This is a genomic window from Pseudomonas sp. SWRI111, assembly GCF_014268555.1.
Classification (GTDB): domain Bacteria; phylum Pseudomonadota; class Gammaproteobacteria; order Pseudomonadales; family Pseudomonadaceae; genus Aquipseudomonas; species Aquipseudomonas hamedanensis.
Window position 1 is genome coordinate 565,848 of the sequence record NZ_JABWQQ010000001.1, and the last position, 26,854, is coordinate 592,701.

General features: G+C 60.3%; 24 protein-coding genes and 2 tRNA genes. 14 read left to right on the plus strand and 12 right to left on the minus strand.

What is annotated here, in order from left to right; all coding sequences use genetic code 11:
• The first annotated feature begins 79 nt into the window (after positions 1 to 79).
• Positions 80 to 1,096 (plus strand): FUSC family protein, encoded by a 1,017-nt coding sequence (locus HU755_RS02290; RefSeq protein WP_238349940.1) that lies wholly within the window; start codon positions 80 to 82, stop codon positions 1,094 to 1,096.
• Positions 1,097 to 1,099: 3 nt separating this feature from the next.
• Here HU755_RS02290 and HU755_RS02295 read toward each other — a convergent pair whose 3' ends face one another.
• A complete protein-coding gene (locus HU755_RS02295; RefSeq protein ID WP_186630450.1) occupies positions 1,100 to 1,993 on the minus strand; it encodes a DMT family transporter in 894 nt (297 codons plus the stop codon).
• 148 nt (positions 1,994 to 2,141) lie between these two features.
• On the opposite strand from HU755_RS02295, the gene HU755_RS02300 reads away from it, so the two are divergent.
• Positions 2,142 to 2,579 (plus strand): Lrp/AsnC family transcriptional regulator, encoded by a 438-nt coding sequence (locus HU755_RS02300; RefSeq protein WP_007915449.1) that lies wholly within the window; start codon positions 2,142 to 2,144, stop codon positions 2,577 to 2,579.
• A 69-nt stretch (positions 2,580 to 2,648) separates the two neighbouring features.
• Here the strand turns inward: HU755_RS02300 and HU755_RS02305 are convergent, their stop codons facing one another.
• On the minus strand, positions 2,649 to 3,320 hold the full coding sequence (locus tag HU755_RS02305; protein ID WP_042609827.1) for a Bax inhibitor-1/YccA family protein: 672 nt from the start codon (positions 3,318 to 3,320) through the stop codon (positions 2,649 to 2,651).
• 123 nt (positions 3,321 to 3,443) lie between these two features.
• On the opposite strand from HU755_RS02305, the gene HU755_RS02310 reads away from it, so the two are divergent.
• Together HU755_RS02310 and HU755_RS02315 are read left to right on the plus strand one after the other, a co-directional pair.
• A tRNA-Ser gene (locus HU755_RS02310) sits at positions 3,444 to 3,531 on the plus strand.
• A gap of 536 nt (positions 3,532 to 4,067) precedes the next feature.
• Entirely contained in the window at positions 4,068 to 4,967 is a 900-nt protein-coding gene (locus tag HU755_RS02315; protein WP_186630451.1) for an alpha/beta fold hydrolase, read from the plus strand.
• A gap of 201 nt (positions 4,968 to 5,168) precedes the next feature.
• Here HU755_RS02315 and HU755_RS02320 read toward each other — a convergent pair whose 3' ends face one another.
• Entirely contained in the window at positions 5,169 to 6,140 is a 972-nt protein-coding gene (locus HU755_RS02320) for an AraC family transcriptional regulator (RefSeq protein WP_186630638.1), read from the minus strand.
• A 99-nt stretch (positions 6,141 to 6,239) separates the two neighbouring features.
• Between HU755_RS02320 and HU755_RS02325 the strand changes: the two genes are divergently transcribed.
• A complete protein-coding gene (locus HU755_RS02325; RefSeq protein WP_186620175.1) occupies positions 6,240 to 7,490 on the plus strand; it encodes an MFS transporter in 1,251 nt (416 codons plus the stop codon).
• 171 nt (positions 7,491 to 7,661) lie between these two features.
• On the opposite strand, the gene HU755_RS02330 is transcribed toward HU755_RS02325, so the two are convergent.
• From HU755_RS02330 to HU755_RS02340, 3 genes are all read right to left on the minus strand, one after another.
• Positions 7,662 to 10,052, minus strand: coding sequence for a TonB-dependent siderophore receptor (locus HU755_RS02330; RefSeq protein WP_186630452.1), 2,391 nt, complete (start codon positions 10,050 to 10,052; stop codon positions 7,662 to 7,664).
• Between the two features lie 116 nt (positions 10,053 to 10,168).
• Positions 10,169 to 11,149 carry a FecR domain-containing protein gene (locus HU755_RS02335; protein WP_186630453.1) on the minus strand — a complete coding sequence of 327 codons (981 nt, stop codon included), beginning with the start codon at positions 11,147 to 11,149 and terminating at the stop codon, positions 10,169 to 10,171.
• On the minus strand, positions 11,136 to 11,651 hold the full coding sequence (locus tag HU755_RS02340; RefSeq protein ID WP_186630454.1) for a sigma-70 family RNA polymerase sigma factor: 516 nt from the start codon (positions 11,649 to 11,651) through the stop codon (positions 11,136 to 11,138). The genes HU755_RS02335 and HU755_RS02340 overlap by 14 nt, the downstream gene beginning before the upstream one ends.
• A 275-nt stretch (positions 11,652 to 11,926) precedes the next feature.
• Between HU755_RS02340 and HU755_RS02345 the strand changes: the two genes are divergently transcribed.
• Positions 11,927 to 12,091: a hypothetical protein gene (locus tag HU755_RS02345; protein ID WP_186630455.1), complete on the plus strand. Its 165-nt coding sequence runs from the start codon at positions 11,927 to 11,929 to the stop codon at positions 12,089 to 12,091.
• A gap of 33 nt (positions 12,092 to 12,124) precedes the next feature.
• Here HU755_RS02345 and HU755_RS02350 read toward each other — a convergent pair whose 3' ends face one another.
• Positions 12,125 to 13,006, minus strand: a complete 882-nt coding sequence (locus HU755_RS02350) for an MBL fold metallo-hydrolase (RefSeq protein ID WP_186630456.1) — start codon at positions 13,004 to 13,006, stop codon at positions 12,125 to 12,127.
• 279 nt (positions 13,007 to 13,285) lie between these two features.
• Here HU755_RS02350 and HU755_RS02355 point away from each other — a divergent pair, with 279 nt between their 5' ends.
• From HU755_RS02355 to HU755_RS02370, 4 genes are read left to right on the plus strand one after another with little or no spacing between them, the layout of a single operon-like run.
• Positions 13,286 to 13,474: a hypothetical protein gene (locus HU755_RS02355; RefSeq protein WP_186630457.1), complete on the plus strand. Its 189-nt coding sequence runs from the start codon at positions 13,286 to 13,288 to the stop codon at positions 13,472 to 13,474.
• 38 nt (positions 13,475 to 13,512) lie between these two features.
• Complete coding sequence (locus tag HU755_RS02360; RefSeq protein ID WP_186551357.1) at positions 13,513 to 13,740, plus strand: hypothetical protein; 228 nt, start codon at positions 13,513 to 13,515, stop codon at positions 13,738 to 13,740.
• 56 nt (positions 13,741 to 13,796) lie between these two features.
• Complete coding sequence (locus tag HU755_RS02365; protein ID WP_186630458.1) at positions 13,797 to 15,344, plus strand: alpha-amylase family glycosyl hydrolase; 1,548 nt, start codon at positions 13,797 to 13,799, stop codon at positions 15,342 to 15,344.
• The gene (locus HU755_RS02370; protein ID WP_186630459.1) at positions 15,334 to 16,986 is read left to right on the plus strand and encodes an alpha-amylase family protein; all 1,653 of its coding nucleotides are present in this window, start codon (positions 15,334 to 15,336) and stop codon (positions 16,984 to 16,986) included. The genes HU755_RS02365 and HU755_RS02370 overlap by 11 nt, the downstream gene beginning before the upstream one ends.
• On the opposite strand, the gene HU755_RS02375 is transcribed toward HU755_RS02370, so the two are convergent.
• Positions 16,945 to 17,931, minus strand: coding sequence for an SDR family oxidoreductase (locus HU755_RS02375; protein WP_186630460.1), 987 nt, complete (start codon positions 17,929 to 17,931; stop codon positions 16,945 to 16,947). The genes HU755_RS02370 and HU755_RS02375 overlap by 42 nt on opposite strands.
• A 282-nt stretch (positions 17,932 to 18,213) precedes the next feature.
• Here HU755_RS02375 and HU755_RS02380 point away from each other — a divergent pair, with 282 nt between their 5' ends.
• A complete protein-coding gene (locus HU755_RS02380; protein ID WP_186630461.1) occupies positions 18,214 to 20,073 on the plus strand; it encodes an ABC transporter ATP-binding protein in 1,860 nt (619 codons plus the stop codon).
• 85 nt (positions 20,074 to 20,158) lie between these two features.
• Here the strand turns inward: HU755_RS02380 and HU755_RS02385 are convergent, their stop codons facing one another.
• Together HU755_RS02385 and HU755_RS02390 are read right to left on the minus strand one after the other, a co-directional pair.
• Positions 20,159 to 20,656: a hypothetical protein gene (locus HU755_RS02385; protein WP_186630462.1), complete on the minus strand. Its 498-nt coding sequence runs from the start codon at positions 20,654 to 20,656 to the stop codon at positions 20,159 to 20,161.
• A 136-nt stretch (positions 20,657 to 20,792) separates the two neighbouring features.
• On the minus strand, positions 20,793 to 21,206 hold the full coding sequence (locus HU755_RS02390; RefSeq protein ID WP_186619937.1) for a cupin domain-containing protein: 414 nt from the start codon (positions 21,204 to 21,206) through the stop codon (positions 20,793 to 20,795).
• Between the two features lie 247 nt (positions 21,207 to 21,453).
• Between HU755_RS02390 and HU755_RS02395 the strand changes: the two genes are divergently transcribed.
• Both HU755_RS02395 and HU755_RS02400 read left to right on the plus strand, forming a co-directional pair.
• Positions 21,454 to 21,834 carry a RidA family protein gene (locus HU755_RS02395; protein ID WP_186630463.1) on the plus strand — a complete coding sequence of 127 codons (381 nt, stop codon included), beginning with the start codon at positions 21,454 to 21,456 and terminating at the stop codon, positions 21,832 to 21,834.
• Positions 21,835 to 22,198: 364 nt separating this feature from the next.
• Complete coding sequence (locus tag HU755_RS02400) at positions 22,199 to 24,187, plus strand: U32 family peptidase (RefSeq protein WP_186630464.1); 1,989 nt, start codon at positions 22,199 to 22,201, stop codon at positions 24,185 to 24,187.
• Between the two features lie 113 nt (positions 24,188 to 24,300).
• Here HU755_RS02400 and HU755_RS02405 read toward each other — a convergent pair.
• Positions 24,301 to 24,375: transfer RNA gene (locus HU755_RS02405), tRNA-Gln, on the minus strand.
• A 317-nt stretch (positions 24,376 to 24,692) separates the two neighbouring features.
• Here HU755_RS02405 and HU755_RS02410 point away from each other — a divergent pair.
• A complete protein-coding gene (locus tag HU755_RS02410) occupies positions 24,693 to 25,721 on the plus strand; it encodes an alpha/beta fold hydrolase (protein ID WP_186630465.1) in 1,029 nt (342 codons plus the stop codon).
• A gap of 32 nt (positions 25,722 to 25,753) precedes the next feature.
• Here the strand turns inward: HU755_RS02410 and HU755_RS02415 are convergent, their stop codons facing one another.
• Entirely contained in the window at positions 25,754 to 26,779 is a 1,026-nt protein-coding gene (locus HU755_RS02415) for a GlxA family transcriptional regulator (RefSeq protein WP_186630466.1), read from the minus strand.
• Positions 26,780 to 26,854 lie beyond the last annotated feature (75 nt).

Here is a 26,854-nt window from a genome sequence, read left to right on the forward strand (position 1 = left end):
GGTTTGAAAAGCGAGGTTCGCACTGAGCACTTTCCGCACCCATCGACTGCCACCGCTTTTACGCCGCGTCTTGCGGCCGTTGCTCGATCCGTTTCGGCGTTATCGCCACGCCCGTCTGATTCATGCGGTGCGGGTGGCGCTGGGGTTGCTGGCGACGATTCTGCTGACCACCGGTATCAACCTGCCCCACGGCGAATGGGCTTCGGTGACGATGCTGGTGGTGATCGGCGGCTTGCAGCATCACGGAAATATCGGCAAAAAAGCCGCCGAGCGAGCCATCGGCACGTTGATCGGTGCCGGAGTCGGGTTGGCTCTGGTAGCCCAGCACGCGTGGCTCGGCATGCCCTGGCTGACTTACTTCGCCATGGCTGTGGTCTGCGGGTTCTTTTCCTATCACGCCATCGGCAAGGGCGGCTACACCGCGCTGCTTTCAGCCATTACCGTGTTTATCGTGGCCGGACACGGCGACAACCCGATCACCGATGGTTTGTGGCGCGGCGTCGATATCCTGATCGGCATCGCCCTTGCCCTCGCCTTCTCGTTTGCCTTGCCGTTGTACGCGGTGTACTCGTGGCGCTACAACCTCGCTGATGCCTTGCGCGACTGCGCCACGGTGTACGGGCGCATCATCAGCGGCCAACCGGTCAGTGCCGACGAGCACGTGAAGCTGATGAGCCGCCTCGGCGCGGTGATGGTGCAACTGCGCTCGCTGATGCCGTCAGTGTCCAAGGAAGTGAAAATTTCCATGACCGAACTCGATGCGATCCAGCGCAACCTGCGCATGTGCATCAGCACCCTGGAGATCCTCGGCAACATCCGCCCGAACGCCAGCGATGCGCACGCCATGGCCCATTTGCAAACCGCGTTGAAGACCGAGCATCGGCAGATTCGCGTGCAACTGATCGGCATGGCCCGCGCCTTGAAAAGCGGCGCGACCCAGCGTCTGGACCGGCCTGTGGAACTGCTGCAGGTCCATCTGGATGCACCGGTTGACAACACGCTGGACGGTTACCGGTTACTGACCCGCCAATTGGCGGCGAATGTCAGCGAACTGCGCCAGCGCCTGGCCGTGACCGCACCGCGCTGGAACATCTGACCGTCATTGCGCAGCCAGGCGCCGCGTCTTCAGGCCCCAGCCCTGTTGCATACCCGCCGCGGCCAGCAGAATCGCGGCGACGCCGAGCCATTGCAGGGTTTCGAGGCGATGACCGAAAGCGAGCCAGTCAACAAAGATCGCGGCAATCGGGTAGATGAATGACAACGCGCCGGTCAACGCGGTCGGCAATTTCTGAATCGCGCCGTAGAGCAAGACATACATCAGGCCGGTGTGCACGATCCCCAGCGTGATCAGACTGGCCCAGGCACTCGGCGCTTGCGGCAATGCGCTGAAATGCGCAAACGGCGCCAGCAACAGCACCCCGGTGCATACCTGAATCAGTGCAATCAGATGAGGCGGCGTGCCCGTCAGGCGCTTGATGATCAGCGCCGCAATCGCATAGAGCAGCGCCGCGCCCAATGCCAGGGCGATACCCGTCAGATAATCGTTGCCGCTCTCACCTTGAGTGCCGTGAGCGCTGACAATCGCCAGCATGCCCATGAACGAAATCACCAGCCAGAACAGCTTCTGCAAAGTGATTTTTTCCCCCAGAAACAGCGCCGCCAGCCCTACCAGCATAAACGGCTGTACGTTGTAGACCGCCGTGCCGATCGCGATAGAGGCTTTGGAGTACGAGGCAAACAACAACACCCAGTTGCCGACAATAGCCATGCCGCTGAGCACCGCCAGCAGAAACGTGGTACGGGTCAGAATGCCCGGGCGCAGAAAGCCGAACGCCGCGCAAATCAGCAACAACGTGCCGGCGCCGAACACGCAACGCCAGAACACCACGTCGAGTACCGGTTGCCCGGAGACCAGCACAAACCAGCCGATCGTTCCGGATATCAGCATGGCAGCGGTCATTTCCAGCGAGCCGCGACGGATTGTCTTGTCCATCTTTTATCTCCTGAGTCTGTGGCGAAAGCATGGCAAAAGTATGCCCGGCGCACGCCGGGCTTCTCCAGCGCATAAACAAGGCTAAACTTGCGCTTCACCTTTTTTATCGCGGGTGTTTTTCACCAAACGCCTAATGCCGGAGTTGCTCATGACCGATGACATTGACCAGATCCTGATCAGCGCCCTGATGGAAGACTCGCGGCGCTCGCTCAAGGCGCTGGCGCAGATAAGCGGTTTGTCTTCGCCGAGCGTTGCCGAACGCTTGCGCCGTCTGGAAGAACGCGGCGTACTCAAGGGTTACACGGTGGAGATCGATCCAAAGTGCTTCGGCTATCAATTGCAGGCAATCGTCCGCGTGCGGCCACTGCCGGGGCAGTTGCAGGAGGTCGAACGGCAGATCCTGTCGATCCCCGAATTTACCGAATGCGACAAGGTCACCGGCGAAGATTGCTTCATCGCGCGCCTGCATGTGCGTTCGATGGAACAGCTCGACACTCTCCTCGACCGCCTCAATACCCTGGCGGAAACCAACACCGCCATCGTCAAGAAAACCCCGGTCAAACGTCGTTTGCCGCCAATGGCGTAGCCGGGGCACTTTATTGCGGACAAGAAAAAACCCGCCGAAGCGGGTTTTTCCGTTGTTGCGTGGCAGCGATCAGTCGTCGCGGCTCATGATGCCAAACAGTTGCAGCAGGCTGACGAACAGGTTGTAGATCGATACATACAGGCTGATGGTCGCCATGATGTAGTTGCGTTCGCCACCGTGAATGATCGCGCTGGTCTGGAACAGAATGCAGACCGACGAGAACAGCACGAAGCCGGCGCTGATCGCCAGTTGCAGACCGCTGATCTGGAAGAAGAAGCTTGCGACGACCGCGCCCAGCAACACGAAGAACCCGGCGGTGATGAAGCCGCTGAGGAAACTCATGTCCTTGCGGGAGATCAGCACGTAGGCCGACAGACCACCGAATACCAGTGCGGTCATGGCGAACGCCGAGCTGACCACTTCGGCGCCGCCCTGCATGCCCAGGTAGCGGTTGAGGATCGGACCGAGCAGGAAGCCCATGAAACCGGTCAGCGCAAACGCCGACACCAGGCCCCACGCGGAGTCACGGAGTTTGTTGGTGAGGAAGAACAGCCCGTAGAAGCCGATCAGCACCACGAAGATATTCGGGTAGCCGACACGCATCTGCTGCGCCACGAAAGCCATCACGCCGCTGAATGCGAGGGTCAGAGCCAGCAGGCCGTAAGTGTTGCGCAGGACGCGGCTAACCTCTAGCTGCTCAGCCTGCACGCTGTTATTAACTGCGTAATCCTGTTCGCGCATGGCGACACTCCTGTTGGTTGGAAACGTTCAGATGCAAAGATCATAACAGACGCTCTGTAACAAGCCATGCAGAGAGTTTGACAGTGTGTTTCATTCAGGTATTATGGCGCCCGCAACGCAAACGGAGGTGTGGCCGAGTGGTTTAAGGCAACGGTCTTGAAAACCGTCGACTGTAACAGGTCCATGAGTTCGAATCCCATCGCCTCCGCCATATTTGTAACGACAAAGCCCTGATTATTCAGGGCTTTGTCGTTTCTGGCATTCAGGAAAACCGGCTCCCTTCACGTAGATCGCATCCGCATCTTCTCAGCCATTTCCGCCACCCTGCCCTGCTGACACCGTTACGTTGGCGCTGATCAAATCAATCCAGGCAAAGCGCATTGGTTGCATTAACTCCGGAAAACGCTGATTTCTGAAACTGCCAAAGATCTACCTGTGGGAGCGGGCTTGCTCGCGAAAGCGGCGTGTCAGTCGATAATTGTCTCGCCTGACACACCGCCTTCGCGAGCAAGCCCGCTCCCACATTCGATAGGCGCTGGCTTTCAAAAATGGGCAGCTTTCGACCCGAAGCGGACGCCAAGGATTGCCGGCGGGGAGCGTTTCCTGATGCCTTTGTGCGCCGTATAGTGGTAATACTTTTTCGGTCAAAGGAATGGCTATGAACCCGCTAAGCGGCCTGCCCGTCGGTGAAATCGGCGACCGTGACACTGTAAATGTCACGTCGCATTGCGCGAAAAGGGGAACGCCATGCGTGCAGGCGTGACTCTTGCCGGGATTGGCACCACTTTGGCGCTGTTGTCTGCATCGCCAGCCCAGCCTGCAACCCTGCCGCCAGTCACTGTCAACCAGGGTGGTATCTCAGTGCTGGTACAAGGCTCGGGAACAGACATCATCTTAATTCCCGGATTTGCGTCGTCCTACGAAGTCTGGGCTGATTTGGCCTCCGGATTACGGCACAGCCACCGTCTCCATCTCGTGCAGGTAGCTGGCTTTGCCGGCTCGCCTGCCGTATCCAATCCAGACGGGAAAGTCGTCGCGTCGACGGTCGAGGCGATCGCTGAATACATCCGCAGCCAGCGCATCGAGGCGCCAGTGGTCATCGGTCATTCTTTGGGTGGTGAGGTGGCACTGATGCTGGGTGCGCGTCATCCCGATCAAGTGGGACGCCTGATGATTGTCGATGCGATGCCCTTCTATACGTTGCTCTTCTACCCCTCCGCGACCAGTGAAACGGCGACCCCGCATGCTGCTGCGATGCGCGATGCAATGTTGGCGGCAACGCCTGAGCAGGCACACGCCATGCAGCAGGCCGCCATCGCCCGTCTCGCTAAAACTGAAGCGGTCAGGCCAGGCCTGGTCGCAGCGGGGATGAACTCGGACCGAAAGACGATGGCCGATGCCATGTATGAACTGATGGTCACCGACCTCCGGCCTGAGCTTGAACGCATCAAGGTGCCTGTCGAGGTCGTCTATGCCTACGACCTGCTTTACGGCGTAGAGGCATCCCACATTGATGCAATGTTCCATAACGCCTATGCCTCGACCCCAAATATCAGCTTCAGGCGCATTGACGGCAGTTTTCACTTCATCATGCTTGATCAGCCAGAACTGTTCGCCAGTGCTGTCATCAAGTTCCTGAACCGGTGAGCGACGGTGGGGTATCTAGAGCGATGAATCAGCGTTAAAGGGCACAGGATTCGTTGCCGTTTTAAAACAAAAGGGGACTGATTTATTTCTCAGATTTATTTCTCAGAAAATAAATCACTCCCCTTTTCTAGTCCCCTTTTCTACACATCGGGGATTACCAGATCGATACAAGTGTCTATGCACACTCCACGTCGTCGTTCTTCAGGGTGCAATAGAACGAGCCATTTGCCGGCTGGCGCCGGGTGGCTGTCCGGTGATGCGCTTGAAGGCGCGGCTGAAGGCTGCCTGAGAGGTGTAGCCCAGGCGCTGCGCCACGGCCTCAATAGGCAGTCGCTCGAGACTTAGCCATTGATTGGCGAGGCGCATCCGCAGTTCAGTCACATAGCGCAGCGGGGGGATGCCGATAGTGGCCTGGAAGCGTTCCGCGAAGACCGAGCGAGAGGTGTTACATTGCGCAGCCAGCCCCGCTACAGTCCAGTTACGCGCGGGCTCCCGATGCAAGGCCAGGAGCGCACGGGCCAGCCTGGGGTCTCGTAACGCGGCCACCAGGCCAGAGGCGTTGCCGCAGGCGCATTCAACCCAGCCACGGACGATCATCGCTGCCACTACGTCGGCGAGACGAGCGAGGATGCCTGCGAAGCCGATGCGTGCGGAGCGAACTTCGTGCTCCATGGTCGCGAGAATTGGCATAAGCCCAGGGTAACGCTGTCCCCTGGCATCAATCAGCATCAGATCTGGCATCAACCCGCCGAGGCCTTGCATGCTTCCGAGTTCGAACTCCATGCAGCCGCTAAAGATAAGGGTGCTGGGGCTGACTTCGGCACCAGGGGAAGCATCCACCGCGCAGACCGCCTCGCTGAGTGGGGCCGCGTCGAAGCTGCCGATGTCATGGGCGGGTACGTCCTGGCTTGAGAGAAGCTGATGGGCTTCACCCTGGGCCATGAACACGGCGTTGCCGGCCGACAACTCGTACAAAGAGCCGTTCTGCGCACGCAGGACGGCTGTGCCGACGGCGAGGAAGTGGAAGTAAGCGTGTCCCGGTTTGGCAGCAAAACCCAGCCCGAAGGAGGGTCCGGCCTGGATGCGATGGTACTCGACGCCCCGCAGGCGCATACCGCGTAATAGTTCGCTGATGAGATCGGACGATAAGGCGAACTGATTTAGAGGTGTCATCTCGGGGTTTCGGTCAAAAACTAAAGACTTTGCATCATAGAACATCCTGGTCTGCGTCCATAGACTTCTGGTTGAGATAATTTCCAGAGGTATTTAATGATGAGTAATGGGGTGTGTGACGTTGTAGCTGATGCGCGCTTTGGCAATGAGACTGATGTCGAGCCAGCGATGCCGGCCTGGATGGCGGTATTCTCGCTGGCGATGGGCGTGTTTGGATTGTTGACGGCGGAGTACCTTCCGGCCAGCTTGCTGACGCCGATGGCCGTTGAATTGGGGGTGTCGGAGGCCTTGGCGGGGCAGGCGGTGACAGTGACGGCGGTAGTGGCCCTGTTCTCCGGACTACTGGTGCCAGGCTTGACGCGAGGGATCGACCGGCGAGTGGTATTGCTGTGTTTTTCCACGCTGATGATTGCCTCTAACTTGCTGGTGGCTTTCTCCTCCAGCCTGATGGTGCTGTTGATCATGCGGATTTTGCTGGGCATCGCACTGGGCGGCTTCTGGAGCATGGCGGCGGCAGTGGCGATGCGCCTGGTGCCGGCGGCGCTGCTGCCACGAGCCCTGTCGATTATTTTCAGCGGTATTGCAGTGGGCACTGTGGTGGCGGTGCCGCTCGGCAGCTATTTGGGCGGGCTGTATGGCTGGCGCAGTGCTTTTGTGGCCGCCGCCGCCGTCGGGGTAGTGACGCTGGTTTTTCAGCTTTTCACGCTGCCGCCTTTGGCACCGCGCAGGACGGCGCGGTTGAGAACGGTGCTTGAAGTGCTGCTGCGTCCGGGCATTGCCGTGGGCATGCTGGGTTGCGTGCTGGTGCACACAGGGCACTTCGCGTTGTTCACCTACATCCGGCCGTTTCTGGAAAGCACAACCGGCGTAGGGGCAGAAGGGTTGGCGTTGATGCTGCTGGGTTTCGGCGCGGCTAATTTCGTCGGCACGCTGCTGGCTGGCTGGCTACTTGAACGCAGCCCGCGCGGGACGATGGTAATGATGCCTGCGCTGGTCGGTGTTGCAGCATTAGCCCTGGTGTTGCTGCCTGCGTCTGTGCCGTGTCAGGCGTTGTTGTTGGCACTCTGGGGCATGGCTTTCGGCGGTGTACCAGTGGCGTGGTCAAACTGGGTAGCCCGGTCGGTGCCAGATCAGGCGGAAAGTGCGGGAGGAATGGTAGTGGCCTCGGTGCAGTCTGCGATCGCTGCGGGTGCTGCTGCCGGGGGCGCTATGTTCAGTGTCAGTGGCATCGCAGGCGTATTTGTCGCCGCTGGCATCCTGATGCTGCTCGCAGCGCTGTTGATCGGGATGCGAGTCAAGGTCGAAGCGCCAAGGCACGGCGCAGGGGGGGCCCCGGTTCTGCATCTATAAGATGTATGGTGGCTTGTTCGGGGTCAGCGAATGGCAGCTTATGGCCGAAAGCGCGCGCAACGATGAAACCCATCGCCCTTGCTTTCACCTCGCCGATTGCTGGCCAGGTTAACGGTGCCCGCCCTAAAGCGGGCACCGCTTCCTATATAGAAAAAAGGCTTACACGCCTGCTTACCAGTTGTAACTCACTTTGGCGGTAATCTCGCGGCCCGGGTTGTAGAAGTTCGCGGTGCCGGAACCGACCACGTGTTGCTCATCCAGCAAGTTGCTGACGTTCACCGCAAGGTCGGTGCCCTTGGCGATCTTGTAGTTGAAGGCGGCGTCGAACAGCGTGGTGCCATCGCTTTTGCCGGAGTTGGCTGCATCGAAGTAATAAGAGCCGACGTAGCGCGCACCCAGGCCAACGCTGACGTCAGTGCCGGGCACGTCGTAATAACTCCAGAGCGAAGCGGAATGCTTGGGTGCCGTGGAGAACTCATTACCCTTCAGGGAGCTGCCGTCGTACAACGAACCGCGCAGTACCTCGGACTCCATATAGGAATAGCCACCGATCAGGCTGAGGTTCTGCGTCACCTGCGCCTTGGCCTCCAGGTCGAGGCCACGCGCCCGCGACTCGCCCACTGTCTGTTGCTCAATGATGCCGCTCGGCAGAACCACGGCGATGGTAACGTTTTCCTGAGTCAGGTCGTAAACGGCGGCGGAAAACAGGGCGTCCATCCCCATCGGCGCATACTTCACGCCCACTTCGTACTGCCTGCCCGTCTGCGGTGTTACGCCAACCTGCGGCGGCGATACGGATTCGACCATGCTCACATAGGTGGACACCTCATCGTTGACGATATAGGTCAACGCACCTCGGTAGGAGGTTTCGGAGAAGGTGTCTTTCTCAGTGGATTGCAAGCCTTTGCTGGTCAGGTCCATCGAGTCGTTGCGCACACCCCCGGTGACGATGAACCGCTCGTAGAACGAGAGGTTCTGCTGAAGGAATACGGCCTTGGTGGTCGCGTCTCGCTTGTTGACCGCATACGGTGTGATTGAGCGAGAAACGCCAGTAAACACGGGGTTTGCAATGTCAATCGGGGCCGTCAGGGCGTAGACCGAGCTTTCCTTGGTGGTCGAATCGAGGTACTCCACACCCACCAGGCTGCTGCTGTCGATGTTCTCGAAACGGGCATCGTATTGCAGCATCAGATTGCCGTTGAACTGGTCGGCTTCAGTGTCTGTTCCAAACAGGTACCGGTCAACGCTAGTACCGACACGTGCGGCGCTGTCGCTGATATAAACGTAGCCAAAATCATCGGTCAACTTGCTGTAACGCAGATTGCTGCGCAGGACAAAGCCGTTGTCGAAATCATGGGTGACGTTACCGCTGAGGCTGGTGCGCTCGACATCGTGGAAGTTGTAGCTGGGCTCGCCATAAAACTTGCTGCGGTCGTACTCTTTATCCAGCGGATAACCGCCGCTGTTGGGCGAACTTTCAGTTTTCAGATAGTCCAGAATCACGGTGGCGGACGTGTAATCCGTCGGTGCCCAGGTCAGGCCGCCCATAAACAACTGGTTGTCGTCCTGTGAGTGATCGTACTCGCGGTCGCTGTTTTGACCTTTGGCAGTAAAGCGGCCAGCCAGGGTTTTCTCGTCGTTCAGTGCGTCGCCCACATCGATGCCTGTCTCGACATGGTCAAACGAACCGTAGGTCACATAGCCTTGGCCAAACTGCTCGAAGCGCGGCTGTTTGGTCACGAAATTCACCGAACCGCCCGGATCCGCGGGGCCAAACAGCGTGGAGTTTGCGCCCCGCAGAATCTCGATGCGCTCATAAGCGAATGGATCTTCGCGTACGCCGCGCATCGAACTCAGGGTCAAGCCGTCACGGTAGGTGGTGGCCTGGAAGCCGCGGATCTGGAAATAGTCGTTGCGGTCATCCGTGCCATAGAAGTCACTGACGACGCCCGGCGTGTATTGCAGCGCCTCTTCCGTGGTGCTGACGCTGCGCTGTTGCATTTCCTTGTTGGTAACGACTGATACCGATGCCGGTGTATTGAGAATGCTGGTTGCCACTTTGCCGCCAACCCAAAGCTCCTTGGCGACCACCGAGTTGGCGTCGTCGTCGGCGCTGACCCTCACCTTGGCATTGATGATGAGGGGAGCAAGGCGATAGTCCTCGACGGCCGTTGCGTCGAGCTCCAGCGGGCCGGCGGGCTTTGCTTGGGGGACCAGCAGGTAAGCATTCGGGCCTTGCTGTTCGACCTGCAATTCGCTTCCCTGTAGCAACGATGACAGCGCTGCCGACGTATCGAGCGTGCCATTCACGCCGGCCGTAGTGCGGTTCATTACACTCGATGCGTCGAAAGAAAGACTGATGCCCGCCTCGCGCGCAAAGCGGTCAAGCGCCGGCGCCAGTGGGCCGGCTGCGATGTTCCACTGCTTGACTTGATTGCTGTGGTCAGCTCCTGAGGTTTGCGCCAGCGATGGCAATGCGTAGCTGCTCACGATCAAACCCAGAATCGCACCGTGCAAGGCACGATTTAACGGATGGCGCTGTGAAACAGGGGACGAACTCATTTTCTCGCTCCAAGAAAGGACATCGGCAACTGGCCTGTATTCCGGCCTTCCTTAGAGGTCGAACGAGAATGAGAAACCACCTCATTATTTTTCAGCTTGTACACGTTCTGGTGGATTCAGGTGGCAGCGGTCACGCTCACCCAGTAACGGGTTCGGTAATCAATGTGCAAGCGCAGTGACTGCGCGATCAATGCCAGGACCTGATCGTTGTCGGCGAGCTGGAAGGTGCCGGAAACACGACGATCAGCGACCTCTTCGGCGCAGCGCAGTATCCCGGGACGATAACGCGACAACTCCGCGATGAAATCACTGAGGCGCATATTGCGCGCACTGATCACCCCGTCACCCCAGCTCCATAGATCAAGGCCGTTGTCCCTGAACATTTGGGTGCCAGTTGATGTGAACAGCAGCTGGTTTCCCGCCTGGACGCCGCGGCTCGCAGGCGTTTGGCTGGAGCCGGGGAACACCGTGACCGATCCTTGCTGAGCCGCGACGAGCGTGCCATCGTCACGCTCGCGGACGAGAAAGCGGGAACTCTGAGCGCGCATGATCCCGTCACGTGATTGCACCCAGAATGGTCGCGCTTGAGGCGAGTGTTGATCCGCACCGACATTCACGATGATTTCACCACGTCGCAGAATGATCAGGCGTCGCTGGGCGTCGAAATCGCTGTCGACGGCGCTATCGCTATTGAGCTGGACAAGGCTGCCATCATCGAGTTGGAAGCGTCGTTGCTCGCCGGTGCTGCTGCGCTGCTGCGCGAACATGGCGGGTACGGGTGTGTAGTCCCGGCCGAGCCAGGCTGCCGTACCAACAGTCGCCAATAGGCCCAGTAGCTTCAGGCTTTCTCGCCGACGCATTCCTTGCCGGGTGCCGTTAAGGGTTTGTCGGGCCAGTTGAGCTGGCACGCCTGCGAGTTCATCGCCAAGCGTTTCCACACGCTGCCACGCCAACCCATGCTCCGGGTGCTGCTGGAGCCAGTGCTCAAAAGTGCGCTGTGTCTGTTCATCGGCTTGATTGAAGCGAAGGCGCACCAGCCATTGGATCGCCTGCTCGACAATCGCCGGATCCGGCGCCTGCGGCTCACGACTCGACATAACGCACGCGATAGCAGTGTTGCAGAGCCGTCGCCAGGTCGCGCTCCACCGTCGCGCGGGAAACACCCAGCTTTTCGGCTATTTGCGCGCACGTCAGGCCGTCGAGTCGGGCCAATAAAAACGCCTGGCGAACTCTCGGTTTAAGCGAACCGAGCATGCGGTCTATGCGCTCGAGCGCATCAAGAATCATCAGCCGGCTCTCTTCCGAGGGAACCTCGTGTTGAGGCAGCAACGTGATGCTTTCCAGGTAGGCACGTTCGAGTTCGCGACGACGATACTGATCAATCATCAGTCCGCGGGCGATACTGCTCAAATAGGCGCGTGGTTCGCGCAAGGGGCCGGACTGGCGGGATTTGAGCAGACGCACGAAGGTGTCCTGCGCCAAATCTGCTGCGTTATCGCGACATCCAATGCGTCGGACTAGCCAGCCGTGTAACCACGAGTGATGGGTGCGATAGAGCAGCCCTAGATCTGCAGTACCTAGTGTTTCATCGCTGCGCATCGGAATCCCGGAAAGTACATAACTGATAATTACTCGCATTCTACTCGCGCGACGGGTCCTAGGTAAATACGTGGCGCTCAGTGTCCGTTTTTGGCCGAACGCTATCGTTCTGTAGAGGCTGCGAGCGAAAAAGGTCGCGAAAAAGCTCGAATCTCCAGCGAGCCCTGCCGTAGCACAATTGTGCCGCGCAAGGATGAACATACGTTCATCGCAAGGAGCCTTCGACGCGTCTACCCTGCGGGTTCCGACATAGTGACTACAGGAGTAACCCCACCATGTTCTCGCACGAAAGCCTTCCCCTCATTGTCATTTTCATCATCATGCTGCTGGGCGTGCTGGCGGCCGTTTTACATCCCGTCCATGCCTTGTTCAGCTGGCTTCGTCGGCGCCGCGAAAGAGCCGCCGTCCAGACCGCTGGCGCAGAACAAGACAAGGGCTGATCGGCGCGTCTGGCGCGGCACCACCGTGAACCTTCACCAATGCCGAAGCCGATCCACCTGCCCACTCGCCCGCGCCGCTGCGTCACTGCCAGGATGGGTCGCATGCTGCAGTTCCCGCACATCATGGCTGCAATAGATCTTCACCGCCGCACGCTGATCCGCCGCCAATTGGCGCAGGCGCTGCTGGTTGTGCAAGCGTGCGTGGCGGTCGGTGTCCATCATGTATTGGTAAAGCCGCATGCCGGGTGGGCAGCGGCGTGTGGGCAGGTGCACTTCGTCATGATGAAAATAGGCATCGCCGGCGTGCAGTTGCCAGCCTTCGGCAGTGCGCAAGGCGATGCCGGCGTGTCCGGCGGTGTGCCCGCTTAGCGGTACCAGCAAGATGTCCTCTTCTTCGGCGCCGAACACTGCGCGCACCGAGTCAAAGCCAAACCACGTATCGCCCTGTGGGGCATACAGCTCCCAATCCACGACATCGCGCCATTGCGCAGGCACAAAGCGCCGCCGCGCGATCCAGCCACCCGCCCGCGTGGCATGCTGAAGTTCCTGCTGCATGACATGCACGCGCGCACGTGGAAAATCCTGCAGGGCGCCGGCGTGATCAAAATCCAGGTGGGTCAGCAGAATATGGTGCACATCGTTGGCGTCGAAGCCCAGCCGGCGGATCTGCTCCAGCGCGGTGAAGCGGTGCTCCAGGCGAATGTTATTAAGCGTTCTGAAAAAACCGCTCAGGCGCTGCGGATGCTGCACGTCCTGCTGGCCGAAACCGGTGTCCACCAGAATCAAGCCGTTGCTGGCGGTTTCGATCAGCAGGCAGTGACACACCACCGACGCGGTCAGGCCGCGACTGTAGCCATCGAACAAAGCGCCACCCAGTGGGCACATACAGCCGCAATTCAAATGATGCACACGCATGTCAAACCTTCCTCGCGCCGGATGCGCTGTCGACCTTCGTCTGAGGTTGACCCGGCTCGCACGGACACTGCTCGAACCAATCGACGTGTGGCACCGCTAACCGCTACCGCCCGGCCACAGACGCCGTTCATCGTGCGTGCGGTTCAGTCATCGACGTTGCAGCCCATCGCCTCAGTCAATCCAGGGGAACAACCTGCCGCTTGCAGCGTCATCACTAAAAGCGCGAGGGAAATTTGTCTGCCTCGCGCCTGCACAAACCCACCAGCTGAAGGTGCGCCCATGTCCGCCAGTAACCGCGAAACACCGACTGAACACGTCACCGATCAACCTGAACGACAACTGCACATCGAAGACCACGGCGACGGCCTGACAGATGATCAGCGAGCGAGTCGCGAACAGTCCGATCGCCAGGACGGGGCCCGCGTCAAGCCGGGTCCGGCCGATCAGGACAGGCAAGCCAAGCGCTGAGCTTTGACCTTTGATGTATCAGAAAAAGGACGGCACTCATGTTTGATAAAAAGCACCGCTACATCGTCAGTTTCATCATCGACAACCAGCCGGATAACAGAACGCTGGAACACGACGGCGACACCCTCGATCCCCAACAGGCCGAAGCGCTGCTCAAAACCACTTTCACTGAACTCAAGGACGCGCGCCTGAGTGACGTTCAAGTGCAAAAACGCACCAAACCCGACGAAGACGACAACATCCCCGGGCACTACCAGCAGCCCTGAACCTGCGCACCCAAGTGCCGCCTGGCATCAGCGGGAGTCAATGCAAGGAGAAGACCATGTCTGTCGAACCGCATTTGACGTGGTGGAAAAACGTCGTGATTTATCAGGTGTATCCACGTTCATTCGCCGACGGCAACGGCGACGGTATTGGCGATCTGCCCGGGTTGATCGGCCGGCTCGATTACCTCAAGGCGTTGGGCGTCAGCGCCTTGTGGTTGTCACCGGTTTACCCGTCGCCCATGTGCGACGCCGGGTATGACATTTGCGACTACACCGGCATCGATCCGCTGTTCGGCAGCCTCGCCGACCTCGATCAGCTGGTTTCGCAGGCACACAATCGCGGCCTCAAGGTGCTGATGGATTTCGTGCCCAATCACACCTCGGATCAGCACCCGTGGTTTATCGAATCGCGCGCCAGTCGCGACAATCCCAAGCGCGACTGGTACATCTGGCGCGACCAGCCGAACAACTGGCGCGCCTCGATCGACGGCGGCAGCGCCTGGACGTGGGATGAAGGCAGTCAGCAGTATTTCCTGCACTTCTTTCTGCCGCAGCAGCCCGACCTCAACTGGCATAACCCGCAGGTCGTCGAAGCCATGCACAACGTGCTGAGGTTCTGGCTGGATCGCGGCGTCGACGGCTTTCGGATCGATGTCGTGCATTGCGTCGGCAAGGACCCGAGTTTCGCCGATGACCCACGCTGTCTGGCCGGCGAAACCATGGTGCAGATCAATGATCAGCCCTACAGCCATGAAGTGCTGCGCGGGCTACGGCGCCTGGTCGACCGTTATCCCGGCGACCGTGTGTTGATCGGCGAAGTGAATATTCGCTCGACCGCGCGGGTTGCGGCGTATTACGGCGCCAGCGATGAGTTGCACATGTCATTCAATTTTCCGCCGCTCGATGCGCCTTGGGATCCGGTGGTGTTCCGCCTGTGTATCCGTGAGGTCGAGCGTTGCCTGGGCGAGCAGCAAGCGTGGCCGACCTGGGCATTGTCCAACCACGACAACAGCCGGATTCGCAGCCGCTACGGCGGTTCACGGGCCAAGGCACACGCCGCGGCGGTCATGCTGCTGAGCCTGCGCGGTACGCCGTTTATTTTTCAGGGCGACGAGCTCGCGCTGGAAGACACCCAAGTGACCGCGCAAACCCGCATCGACCCCGGCGGACGCGATGGCAGCCGCGCGCCGCTGCCGTGGACAGCGCAACCGCCTCACGGCTGGACCGGCAAAACGCCGTGGCTGCCCTTCCCGCCAGATGCCGCCGCGCTGGCCGTGCAGGCGCAGGAAAACCCCAGCGACTCGACGCTCAACCTGTACCGGCGCCTGCTGCGCTGTCGCCAGGACAGCCCGGCCTTGCGGGTCGGCGACTGGACGGAGCTGCCCTCGCACCCGCAATTGCTGGCGTACCGCCGACACTGCGAGGAGGACGAGCGCATTGTCTGCATCAACTTCGACGAGGCCGAGCACACCTTTGCCCTGGCCGGTGACTGGCTGATCGAAGTCGTCAGTGATCGTCACGGTGAGAACCGGCCGTTTGCCGGGATTGTCGGTCCGCTGCAAGCCGTCATATTGCGTCCCACAGGAGTCGCCCATGAGCGCTGAATGGCCGCACACCACGGTGATCTACCAGATCGATCCTTCACTGTTTTTCGACCGCAACGACGATGGTTGCGGCGACCTCGCCGGCATCGTCGAGCGCCTTGATTACTTGCGCTCACTGGGTGTCGGCGCGCTCTGGCTGCTGCCAATCTTTGGTTCGCCGTTTCGCGACGGCGGCTATGACGTGGACGATCACCGGGTCGTCGCACCGCGTTTTGGCCGCGAAGACGATTTTCGTCTGTTGATTGACGAGGCGAACAAGCGCGGCATGCGCGTCATCCTCGAATTGGTGTTGCAACACACCAGCGAGCGACATCCCTGGTTCGAACAGGCACGTCAGGACCGCACCAGTCGTTATCGCGATTACTACATCTGGGCGGACGAACCGATTGACGACGGCAACCAGCCGATCTTTCCCGGCGTCGAGGACAGCATCTGGCAATGGGATGAACAGGCCGGGCAGTTTTATCGGCATCTGTTTTACCGACATGAGCCGGACCTGAACCTGGCGAATCCTGCGGTGGTTGAGGAGATCGAGCAGATCATCGCCCACTGGCTGCACCTGGGCGTTGCAGGGTTTCGGCTCGATGCGGCGTCCCATGCAGTCGAACAGGCCGGCGGCGGCAATGAGGAGCACGGCGTGTGGCTGCTGGAGCGACTGGCGGCGCACGCCCGCTCGATCAATTCCGACTGCCTGCTGATGGGCGAAGTGGATGTCGAACCGGCGCGCTTCCGCCACTACTTCGGCACGGGCAATCGCTTGCAACTGGCGCTGGATTTCTGGCTCAACAATCACGTATTTCTGGCACTTGCCCGAGCGCGCGCCGAGCCGCTGTGGCGCGCCTTGCAACATCGCCCGGCAGCGCCGGACGGTACCGGTTATGCGCTGTGGCTGCGCAATCATGACGAGCTGGATCTGGAGCGCCTGACGGAACAGGAGCGCGAGGAAGTCATGCAAGTGTTTGCCCCACAACCGCATATGCGCGCTTACGGTCGCGGCATTCGTCGACGCCTGGCGCCCATGCTCGACGGGGATGTCCGGCACCAGGCGCTGGCGCACGCGCTGCTGGCGTCGTTGCCGGGTACGCCGATCATCCGCTACGGCGAGGAGATCGGCATGGGCGATGACTTGCTGCGGCCCGAGCGCCTGGCGGTGCGTACGCCGATGCAGTGGAGCGCTGAACGCAACGGCGGTTTTTCCCGGGCGACACCGAAAAATTTTCCCGCGCCGCTGATCGATCAGGGACCGTTCAGTTACCCAATGCTGAATGTCGCGATGCAACAAGAAAAGCCCGAATCTCTGCTCAGCCGTTGTCAGGCGATTTTCCAGATGCGTGCCGTGCTCACGGAAGTCGGAAGCGGTACGGCGCACCCGCTACCCTGCGAGCACCCGGCGGTTTTTGCCATTCGCCACGAGGGCGAGGCGACAACGATCATGCTGGCCAATCTCGGGCGCCATCCAGCCGCGCTTGAACAGACAATGGCTCAGGCGTTACAGGGGTTCGAAGAGATTCTCGCAGACGGCACTTACCCTTCGCCGGCCCGCGCCAACACGGCGCTGACACTGAACGGATTTGGCTACCGCTGGTTTCGCCGCGGCGGTTCAAAACAGCAACAGCACCGCCGCGCACACCAGCGCCAATAACGCAGACAATGCCGTGACCTGCGTCGATGTCAGCGCCAGCGCCGAGTCCTTCGAGCGGCCGACAAACCTTCCGCGTGTGCGGTGCAGGTCAGTGCTCTGCGCCTCGTATAGATTATCGCCACGGTCGGCGTCATCACTTTCGTTGCACATCTGCCCAGACCAGGCCTGGCGCGCCAGCATGCGGTCGAGCAGGCCCGGCATCAGGCAGGTTCCGACGATTGCTTTGATCGTTGCCATGCCCAGCCACAACTCTCGGGGTGGACGCCGCACAACACTAAAAATCGCACGGGCAGCGACGTCGGGATCGTGGATAGGCGGCACCGGTTGCGGGCGCTTTTCCAGCTTGTTGCGTGCCCAGTCGAACTGCGGCGTGTTGACCGCTGGCAGTTGCACCATGCACAGGCGAATCCTGCTGTGGTCATGCAACAGTTCACAGCGCAACGCGTCGGTGAAACCGCGCACGGCAAACTTCGCGGCGCAATAGGCTGCCTGCAACGGGATCGCCCGATAGGCCAGCGCCGAGCCGACCTGAATGATCAGCCCCTGATTACGCGGGCGCATCAAGCGCAAGGCGGCCAGGGTGCCGTGGACAGCGCCCAGATAAGTCACTTCGGTGACTCGGCGGATTTCCTCTGCGGTGAGTGTCGCCACCGGTGAAAACACCGTGGTCATGGCGCAATTGATCCAGATCCGCAGCGGCCCCAATTGCGTTTCCAGTTCATCCGCCGCCGCTTGCACGGCTTGCGCATCAGCCACATCGACACTGATGGCCTTCACCGCGACGCCGTACTGCGCCAGTTCTGCACACGCTTCCGTAAGCGCGGCCTCATCGCGTGCCAGCAGGCCGATGCGGTAACCGCCGGCGGCGAAGCGCTGGGCCGTGGCACGCCCTACGCCTGCGCTCGCGCCACAAATCACCACCAGATCGTTTTTCTGCTGATCCATTGTTGTGCCCGCCCTTTGTCTGGTTGTTCCTAACAAAATGGACGACAGGTCGACGCCGACAGTTCGATTTTTTGCCTGCGTGAAGGCCAATCCCCGTCTACCGACCTGCGACTGAACCAACGCTTCGGCCGGGTGATCGTACGGCGTAGGGTATAGACTGTTTGGCTATTGAGTTTCGAACACGCAGCACAACCTGGCCGGTACTGTCCGGCCAACCTGCAACCCCTCAAGGCAACCGTTAAATGGCAGAATTTTCCTGCCCTGATCATTTCGGAGACCACGATGCTTCGCCTGTTTGAACAAAGGCTTGACCCCTTTCCTCCCGACGAGGCTCCACCACCGCCAGTCGGTCTGTTCCAGTTTCTGTGGGCCTGCACGCGCGGTGCGCGCCGCTACATTCTTGTCTTCGCCCTGCTCAGCGCCAGCGTGTCCATCTACGAGGCCTGGCTGTTTTCCTTTCTCGGGCAAGTAGTCGATCTGCTGTCGACCTGGCAGACCGGTGGCGCGGCGAGCGACGAGGAAAGCCGTGTGCTGTGGGGCATCGGCATTGTGCTGGTTGTCAGCATCGGGCTGGTGGCGCTGCGCACGATGGTGCAGCACCAGATCCTGGCGATCAATCTGCCGCTGCGCCTGCGCTGGGATTTCCATCGACTGATGCTGCGACAAAGCCTGTCGTTCTTCTCCGATGAGTTTTCCGGCCGGGTCACGACCAAGGTGATGCAGACAGCGCTGGCCGTGCGCGAAGTGCTGTTCACGCTCATCGAGATCCTGCCCGGCATTGGCGTTTATTTCATTGCGATCATCGCGCTGGCCGGCGGCTTCGCCCTCAAGCTCATGCTGCCGTTCCTTGCCTGGATCGTGCTGTTCGGCCTGGCGATGCTGTATTTCGTACCGCGCCTGGGCCAGGTCGGCCAGGAACAGGCCGATGCGCGCTCGTCGATGACCGGGCGCATTGCCGACGCCTACACCAACATCACCACGGTGAAACTGTTCTCCCACTCCAAACGTGAAGCGCACTTCGCGCGCGCGGCCATGGAAGATTTCAAGCTCACCGGTTTTCGCCAGATGCGTCTGGTCAGCCAGTTCGAGATCGTCAATCAGGCCCTGGTGGTCGGGCTGATTCTTGGCGCTGGCGGCTACGCCCTGTGGCTGTGGCACCAGGGCCAGGTCGGCACGGGTGCCGTGGCGGCAATCACAGCGATGGCGTTGCGCATCAACGGCATGTCGCACTGGATCATGTGGCAGATGACCTCACTGTTCGAGAACATCGGCACCGTGCAGGACGGCATGGACACCTTGACCCGCGGCCCGAAAGTGCAGGATGCGCCGGACGCCAAGGTATTGGTGCCGACGGGCGGCGCAGTGACGTTCGATAACGTGAGCTTCAACTACAACGGTGAACGCCAGGTGCTCGACGGTTTGAGTCTGAACATTCGTGCCGGGGAAAAAATCGGCCTGGTCGGCCGATCCGGTGCGGGCAAATCGACGCTGATCAACCTGTTGCTGCGTTTCTATGACGTGAACAGCGGCGAGATCCGCATCGATGGGCAAAACATCGCGCACGTCACGCAGGACAGCCTGCGCAGCGCAATCGGCATGGTCACGCAGGACACGTCCCTGCTGCACCGTTCGATTCGCGACAACATCGCCTATGGCCGCCCGGATGCAACCGACGAACAAATCCGCCGCGCCGCCGCGAATGCCCAGGCCGACGGTTTCATCAGCCAACTGAGCGACAAGCAAGGCCACAGCGGTTACGACACCCTGGTGGGTGAGCGCGGCATCAAGCTGTCGGGAGGCCAGCGCCAACGTATCGCCATCGCCCGGGTGATGCTCAAGAATGCGCCGATTCTGTTACTCGACGAGGCCACCAGCGCGCTGGACTCCGAAGTCGAAGTCGCGATTCAGGAAAGTCTCGATGAGATGATGAAGGGCAAGACGGTCATCGCCATCGCCCATCGATTGTCAACGATTGCGGCCATGGATCGCCTGATTGTCATGGATGAAGGGCGCATCATCGAGCAAGGCACCCACGCCCAATTGCTGGAAAAGAACGGCACCTATGCGCGGCTCTGGCAGCACCAGAGTGGCGGCTTCCTAGGCGAGGATCAGGGGCTGACCGAGACGCTGGAACAGGCCTGATCGCCGACGGACCGTAACGGCCTTTGCGGTTCGCCCATAAAACAAAGCCCTGACAAGTCAGGGCTTTGTTTTTTCATGCTGGAACTCAGTGGGACTTCTTCGACACCGAGGAGCCCGCATTGCTCAAGCCTTTGGCGTTGTGATCGCCCGGCGTTGTCGTCGAGATGGCCCGGGCCTTGCTGATGCCGCGAGTGTCTCGGGAGTTGGCGACTGCAGAGGTGGTCGAACCGTGGCCATTGCTGTTCGCATTCTTGTCACCGCCGTAGTGATTGCCACTCAGGCCGTGATCGCGAACGGCTTTCCCGGCGGGGTCGCTGCTCATTCCGCCACGATTGCTGCCGGCATCGCCGGAGTGGCTTGAGCCGCCGCGACCGCCAGCGTTGCCGCCGCCATTGCCACCGCCGTTACCGCCACCGTTGCCACCACCATTACCACCACCGCCGCCGCCACCGTTACCGCCGCCGCCACCGTCTTTGGCGTATGCCGAACCCATCACGGACAGGTCGGCAGGCAGAAGAGGCGCGGCTGCAAGCATCAGGGCGCAGGACATTACAGCAACGAGACTCTTGTTCTTTAAAAGCATGATTGCTTCCATAAAGGTTGATATCGCGAAATTAAGACGCGACAACGCCGATACAGTTCAAGCGAGGCGACGGATGGAGGCTGCTCGAGCGGCGCCTGAGCAGCCATTCACAATCCCGATCATGCGGCCATCTGATTCAGGGCTTGAGAATCAGCACCGGTTCGCCCTTTTTGACGACGTAGGTGGCCAGTTCCGAGGCCTTGTCGCTTCCAACGTTTTTCGCCACATGCGCCACGCCTTGTGGAATCAACAACGACTCACCGGCCTTGAGGATCACCGGCGCGCGGCCTTCCAGTTGGTATTCGAACGTGCCGCTGAGCACGTGAGCGATTTCCACGCCAGGGTGCGCGTGTCTCGGCGAAGTCACACCCGGTTCGAAATCGATCCGCGCCTGGATCACTTCGCTGTCGACCGCGCCCACGTCCTGGCGCACCAGGTCCGTGCGGCTCAGCCCCTTCTGCCAGCTCATGGCCCCGCTGTCAGCGGCCTGTGCCGTGCCGATCAGACAAGCGAAGACAGCGGCGGTGGCGAGAAACAGTGGACGATTCATGGTAGTGCCCTCTCAAACGTAGTGGTTGTGGCCCTACTTTGAGCACGGCATGTATGCGGGATGTGTCCGGAATACCGCGTTGATTATTGCGGTGTATAACCGGGCGGGACTGATACACGCTCATACAAATGCTTCGCGGTTTTACTCAAGCGCTGCCAGGCAGGTGCGTTTCGACGCGCGTCAGGCAGGCCATGTCGTCATGGAATCTGTAAACTGGCGCGCTCTCAACTTGTTCAAAGGGACCACCATGACCACTCCAGACATCACGTTCACGCCCGATCCGGACGCTGACTCGATTTCTTCCGACGTTGCCACCTTCGGCGGGATCATGGTCTCTACGCAGATCCCGACCCGCGCTGACGGCAGTCTGGAACTGGGCGATATCACCGCGCAAAGCGAATGCACACTGCAAGCATTGAAAGCCGCTCTGGAGCGCGCCGGCAGTTCGATGGACCGGGTCATGCACCTGACCATCTACCTCACCGACATGGCCGATCGCGCCGCGTTCAATGAGGTTTACCAGCGTTTCTTCGCCAAACCATGGCCGGTGCGTGCGGCGGTGGGCGTGGCGTCGCTGGCGGTTGAGGGGATGCGTGTGGAAGTAACGGCAATGGCGGCCAAGGCCTGATTGTTCAGCCTGTGAGCAGATTTGTCGCCTGACATGACCCCTTCGCGAGCAAGCCCGCTCCCACAAGGACTGTCGCCATCCACGAAACTGCCTGACACCCCGAAAAACTGTGGGACCGGGGCCATCCACAAAACCGGCTGACACCCCGAAAAAACTGTGGGAGCGAGCTTGCTCGCGAATTCGCCGGGTCAGGCAGCACATCTGCCACTGACAGATGGCATTCGTCCGAGCGACGCGGGCCCTTGGCCCATGCCGACCGATGCCAACTGAGCATGGCTTTCGCCATCGGGCAGCGCATGCGTGCCCGCCGTGCATTTCGCGAGTAGAATGCGCGCCTGACCGTGACTGCCTGACTAAAAAAACTATGTCCTTGCCCAAGCATCATCTGGAATTGCTCAGCCCTGCCCGCGACGTGGCCATCGCCCGTGAGGCGATCCTGCATGGCGCAGACGCCGTGTACATCGGCGGCCCGAGCTTCGGCGCACGCCACAACGCCTGCAACGAAGTCGGCGAAATCGCCGATCTGGTGGAGTTCGCCCGCCGCTACCATGCGCGGGTTTTCACCACCATCAACACCATCCTGCACGACAACGAACTGGAGCCGGCGCGCAAGCTGATCCATCAGTTGTACGACGCCGGCGTCGATGCGCTGATCGTCCAGGACCTGGGCGTGATGGAGCTGGACATTCCACCCATCGAACTGCACGCCTCGACCCAGACCGACATCCGCACGCTCGAGCGAGCGAAGTTCCTTGATCAGGCCGGGTTTTCGCAACTGGTACTGGCCCGCGAGCTGAACCTGCAGGAAATCCGCGCCATCGCCGATGAAACCGACGCGGCCATCGAGTTCTTCATTCATGGCGCGTTGTGCGTGGCCTTCTCCGGCCAATGCAACATTTCCCACGCGCAGACCGGGCGCAGTGCCAACCGTGGCGACTGCTCCCAGGCGTGCCGCTTGCCGTACACCCTCAAAGACGAAAAAGGTGGCGTGATCGCCTACGAAAAGCACCTGCTGTCGATGAAGGACAACAACCAGAGCGCGAACATTCGTGCGCTGGTTGAAGCCGGTGTGCGTTCGTTCAAGATCGAAGGTCGCTACAAGGACATGGGTTATGTGAAGAACATCACTGCCTATTACCGCCAGCGCCTCGACGATGTGCTCGAAGATCGCCCGGACCTGGCCCGCGCCTCCAGCGGCCGCACCGTGCATTTCTTCATGCCCGACCCGGAAAAAACCTTCCACCGCGGCAGCACCGATTACTTCGTCACTGATCGCAAGATCGACATCGGCGCTTTCGACTCGCCAACTTTTACCGGCCTGCCGGTCGGTACGGTGGAAAAAGTCGGCAAGCGTGACATGCAGGTCGTGACCCACGAACCGCTGTCCAACGGTGACGGTCTGAACGTGCTGGTCAAACGCGAAGTGGTCGGTTTTCGCGCCAACATTGCTGAGGCCAAAGGTGAGTTCGAAGAAGACGGCGAGAAGCGCTACCGCTATCGCGTCGAGCCGAACGAAATGCCCGAAGGCCTGTTCAAGCTGCGGCCGAACCACCCGTTGAATCGCAACCTCGATCACAACTGGCAACAGGCGCTGCAAAAGACCTCGTCGGAACGTCGCGTGGCCCTGAGCTGGGTTGCCCGTCTGCGTGAAGAACAGCTGGAAGTGACCGCAACCAGCGAGGAAGGCATCAGCGCCAGCGTCAGCCTCAACGGACCGTTCGGCGTCGCCAACAAACCGGAACAGGCGCTCGAGCAACTGCGCGACCTGCTCGGCCAGCTCGGTACCACCCAGTACCACGCCACCGACGTCAAACTCGATGCGCCGCAAGCGTTCTTCGTCCCCAACTCGCAGCTCAAGGCCCTGCGCCGCGAAGTGATCGAAGCGCTGACGGCCGCGCGTGTTGCCGCCCACCCGAGAGGTAGCCGCAAAGCCGAAACCAGCCCGCCGCCGGTGTACCCGGATTCGCACCTGACCTTCCTCGCCAACGTCTACAACCAGAAGGCGCGCGACTTCTATCACCGCCACGGCGTCAAGCTGATCGACGCGGCCTATGAAGCGCACGAAGAGCCGGGCGAAGTGCCGGTGATGATCACCAAGCACTGCCTGCGTTTCTCCTTCAACCTGTGCCCGAAACAGGCCAAAGGCGTGACCGGCGTGCGTACCAAGGTCGCCCCGATGCAGTTGATCCACGGCGACGAAGTGCTGACGTTGAAATTCGACTGCAAGCCGTGCGAGATGCACATCATCGGCAAAATGAAAGGCCATATCCTCAATCTGCCGCAACCGGGCAGCGTGGTCGGCCACATCAGCCCCGAAGACTTGATGAAAACCATCCCGCGCGCACCGCACTGAGTGAACGGCGTGCGCGGTGCTTCGGCATCGCGCACGCCTGCCCCGCTCTGCCTGAGCGAATCGCAGGCATAAAAAAACGCCAACTTCTTGCGAAGTTGGCGTTTTTTAATAGATGGCAGGGGCGGCTGGATTCGAACCAACGCATGGCAGGATCAAAACCTGCTGCCTTACCGCTTGGCGACGCCCCTGTAGCTCTGTCCAGCGACTCCTAGAAGATCGCTGTGAGAACGGGGCGCAATTTATCAACATTCATTTCGTTTGGGAAGCCCGAAATGAAATATTTTTTGTTTTAAAACAGCGACTTATTATTTTTGCCGAAAACCGGGCAGCGGCCATGCCCTCTTCGCCTCGTGTATCACACTGTGTACGCGCCCCTCTGCCGTACAACGCCTTGCAAAATGGCCGCCCCTCGACACATGGCGGATACGTCTGCGCGCTCCAATGCAGCCAAGGTTTCAAGGGTCTCGTCCAGCCCCCTGACCCAATAATTGCAGGAGACGTCATCATGAAAAAGGCTCAACCCTTGCGTAAAACCGCTGTCGGTTTATCGATGCTGGCCTTGTCGCTGTTCGGTTCAATCAGCGCCGTCCAGGCGCAAACCGTTGAACCGGCGGCCGTCAGCTACACCACGCCCTCGCCGTTCGGCCCGCTGAAACACGTCAAGGCCGGCGTGCTTGACGTGGCTTACGCCGAAACCGGCCCCGCCGATGGCCCGGTGGTCATCCTGCTGCACGGATGGCCGTACGACATTCACAGCTACGACGACGTCGCGCCGTTACTCGCAGCCAAGGGTTATCGGGTGTTGATGCCGTATGCGCGCGGTTATGGCGATACGCACTTTCTCTCCAAAGACACCCTGCGCAACGGCCAACCGGCGGCGCTGGCCAGCGACGTCATCGACTTCATGGATGCGCTGAAGATCAAGCAAGCGGTGCTCGGCGGTTATGACTGGGGCGCCCGTTCGGCCGACATCGTCGCGGCGCTCTGGCCGGAACGGGTGAAGGCGCTGGTGGCGGTCAGCGGTTATCTGATCGGCAATCAGGCTGCCGGGCAAAACCCGTTGCCGCCCGCAGCGGAATTGCAATGGTGGTATCAGTTCTACTTCGCCACCGACCGGGGCCGCGCCGGCTATGAGAAAAACACCCATGACTTCGCCAAATTGATCTGGCAACTCGCTTCGCCACAGTGGAAGTTCGATGACGCGACCTTCGACCGCAGCGCCAAGGCCTTGCAGAACCCCGATCACGCCGACATCACCGTGTTCAACTATCGCTGGCGGCTCGGTCTGGTTCAGGGCGAGGAGAAATACGCAGCGCTGGAACAGAAACTCGCCACCGCGCCGTCAATCAGCGTGCCGACCATCACCCTTGAGGGCGACGCCAACGGTGCGCCGCACCCCAAGCCTGAGGACTATGCCAAGCGTTTTACCGGCAAATATCAGTTCCGGTTGATCGAGGGTGGGGTTGGGCATAATTTGCCTCAAGAGGCTCCGAAAGCGTTCGCCCAGGCTGTGGTGGATGCCGATCACCTCTGAAGAAAAACCCTCGGGGACAAAAACGGCGGGGTCTATTTGACCAGCCGTTTTTCTTTCGATGGGCGATAACCGAAGTATGAGCTGTAGCATTTGCTGAAATGGCTCGGCGAGACGAATCCGCAGGCCACCAGCACTTCCACCTGTGACAGTTCAGTGTGTTGCAGCAGGCGCCGCGCTTCGGTGATGCGCAGCTCCAGGTAATAGCGCTGCGGCGTGGTGCCCAGTTGCTCCTTGAACAGGCGCTCTAGCTGACGCCGCGAGCGACCCGCGTACACCGCCAGTTGTTCCAGTTCCAGCGGCTCTTCGAGGTTGGCGTCCATCAGCTTGATTACTTCACGCAACGGCGCGCTGACGCAGATGTTTTCGTCCGGTTTGATCCGCCGGTAGCGCGACTCCTCGAAGGCCAGAATGTCTTCAATGCCCTCGACCAAGGCCTTGCCGTGCAGCCCCTTGATCCAGTCGAGCGCCATGTGAAACGCCCCGGACGGACTCGATGCCGTGAGGCGGTCGCGATCAATCACATAGGGCTCGCTGCTGACATGGGTGCTCTTGGCGATTTCGGTCAGCGCCGGTCGGTGTTCCGGGTGGATTGCGCAGCGATAGCCGTCGAGCAGACCGGCGCGGCCGAGAAACCACGAACCGTTCCACAAACCGGCGAGACTGACGCCCCGCTCCGCCGCCGCTTTGAGCAGTCCGATGAACTCGTCACTGGCGCGCAGTTCGGTGCGATAACCTCCACACACAACTAAAAGGTCCAGCGTCTGCAGCGCCGCGCAATCCAGCCGCGCATCAGGGCGGATGACCAGACCCAGGTCACTGATCACCTCGCCATCGCCCAACCCGAAAGTGCGCGACGAGAAAAGCCCCGGACGCAACAGGTTGGTGGTGACCACCGTGTCCAGTGCCTGGGTGAAGGCCGGTAGCGAAAAATGTTCGAGGAGCAAAAAACCGGTGCGGGTCACACCGCTGCTGGCGGTGTCCTGCTCATTCAGATAGCGGAGGTTTTTGCCCTTCATGCCTCCGCTGAATTGACGTCGTTCGATCAAGGTCGGGTCCATCGATGGTGTTGTTATCCGTCGATAGTTGGCCGGATCTGCGCCGGAGTCAATCGCGCCTGTGGTTGAGGGCTCATC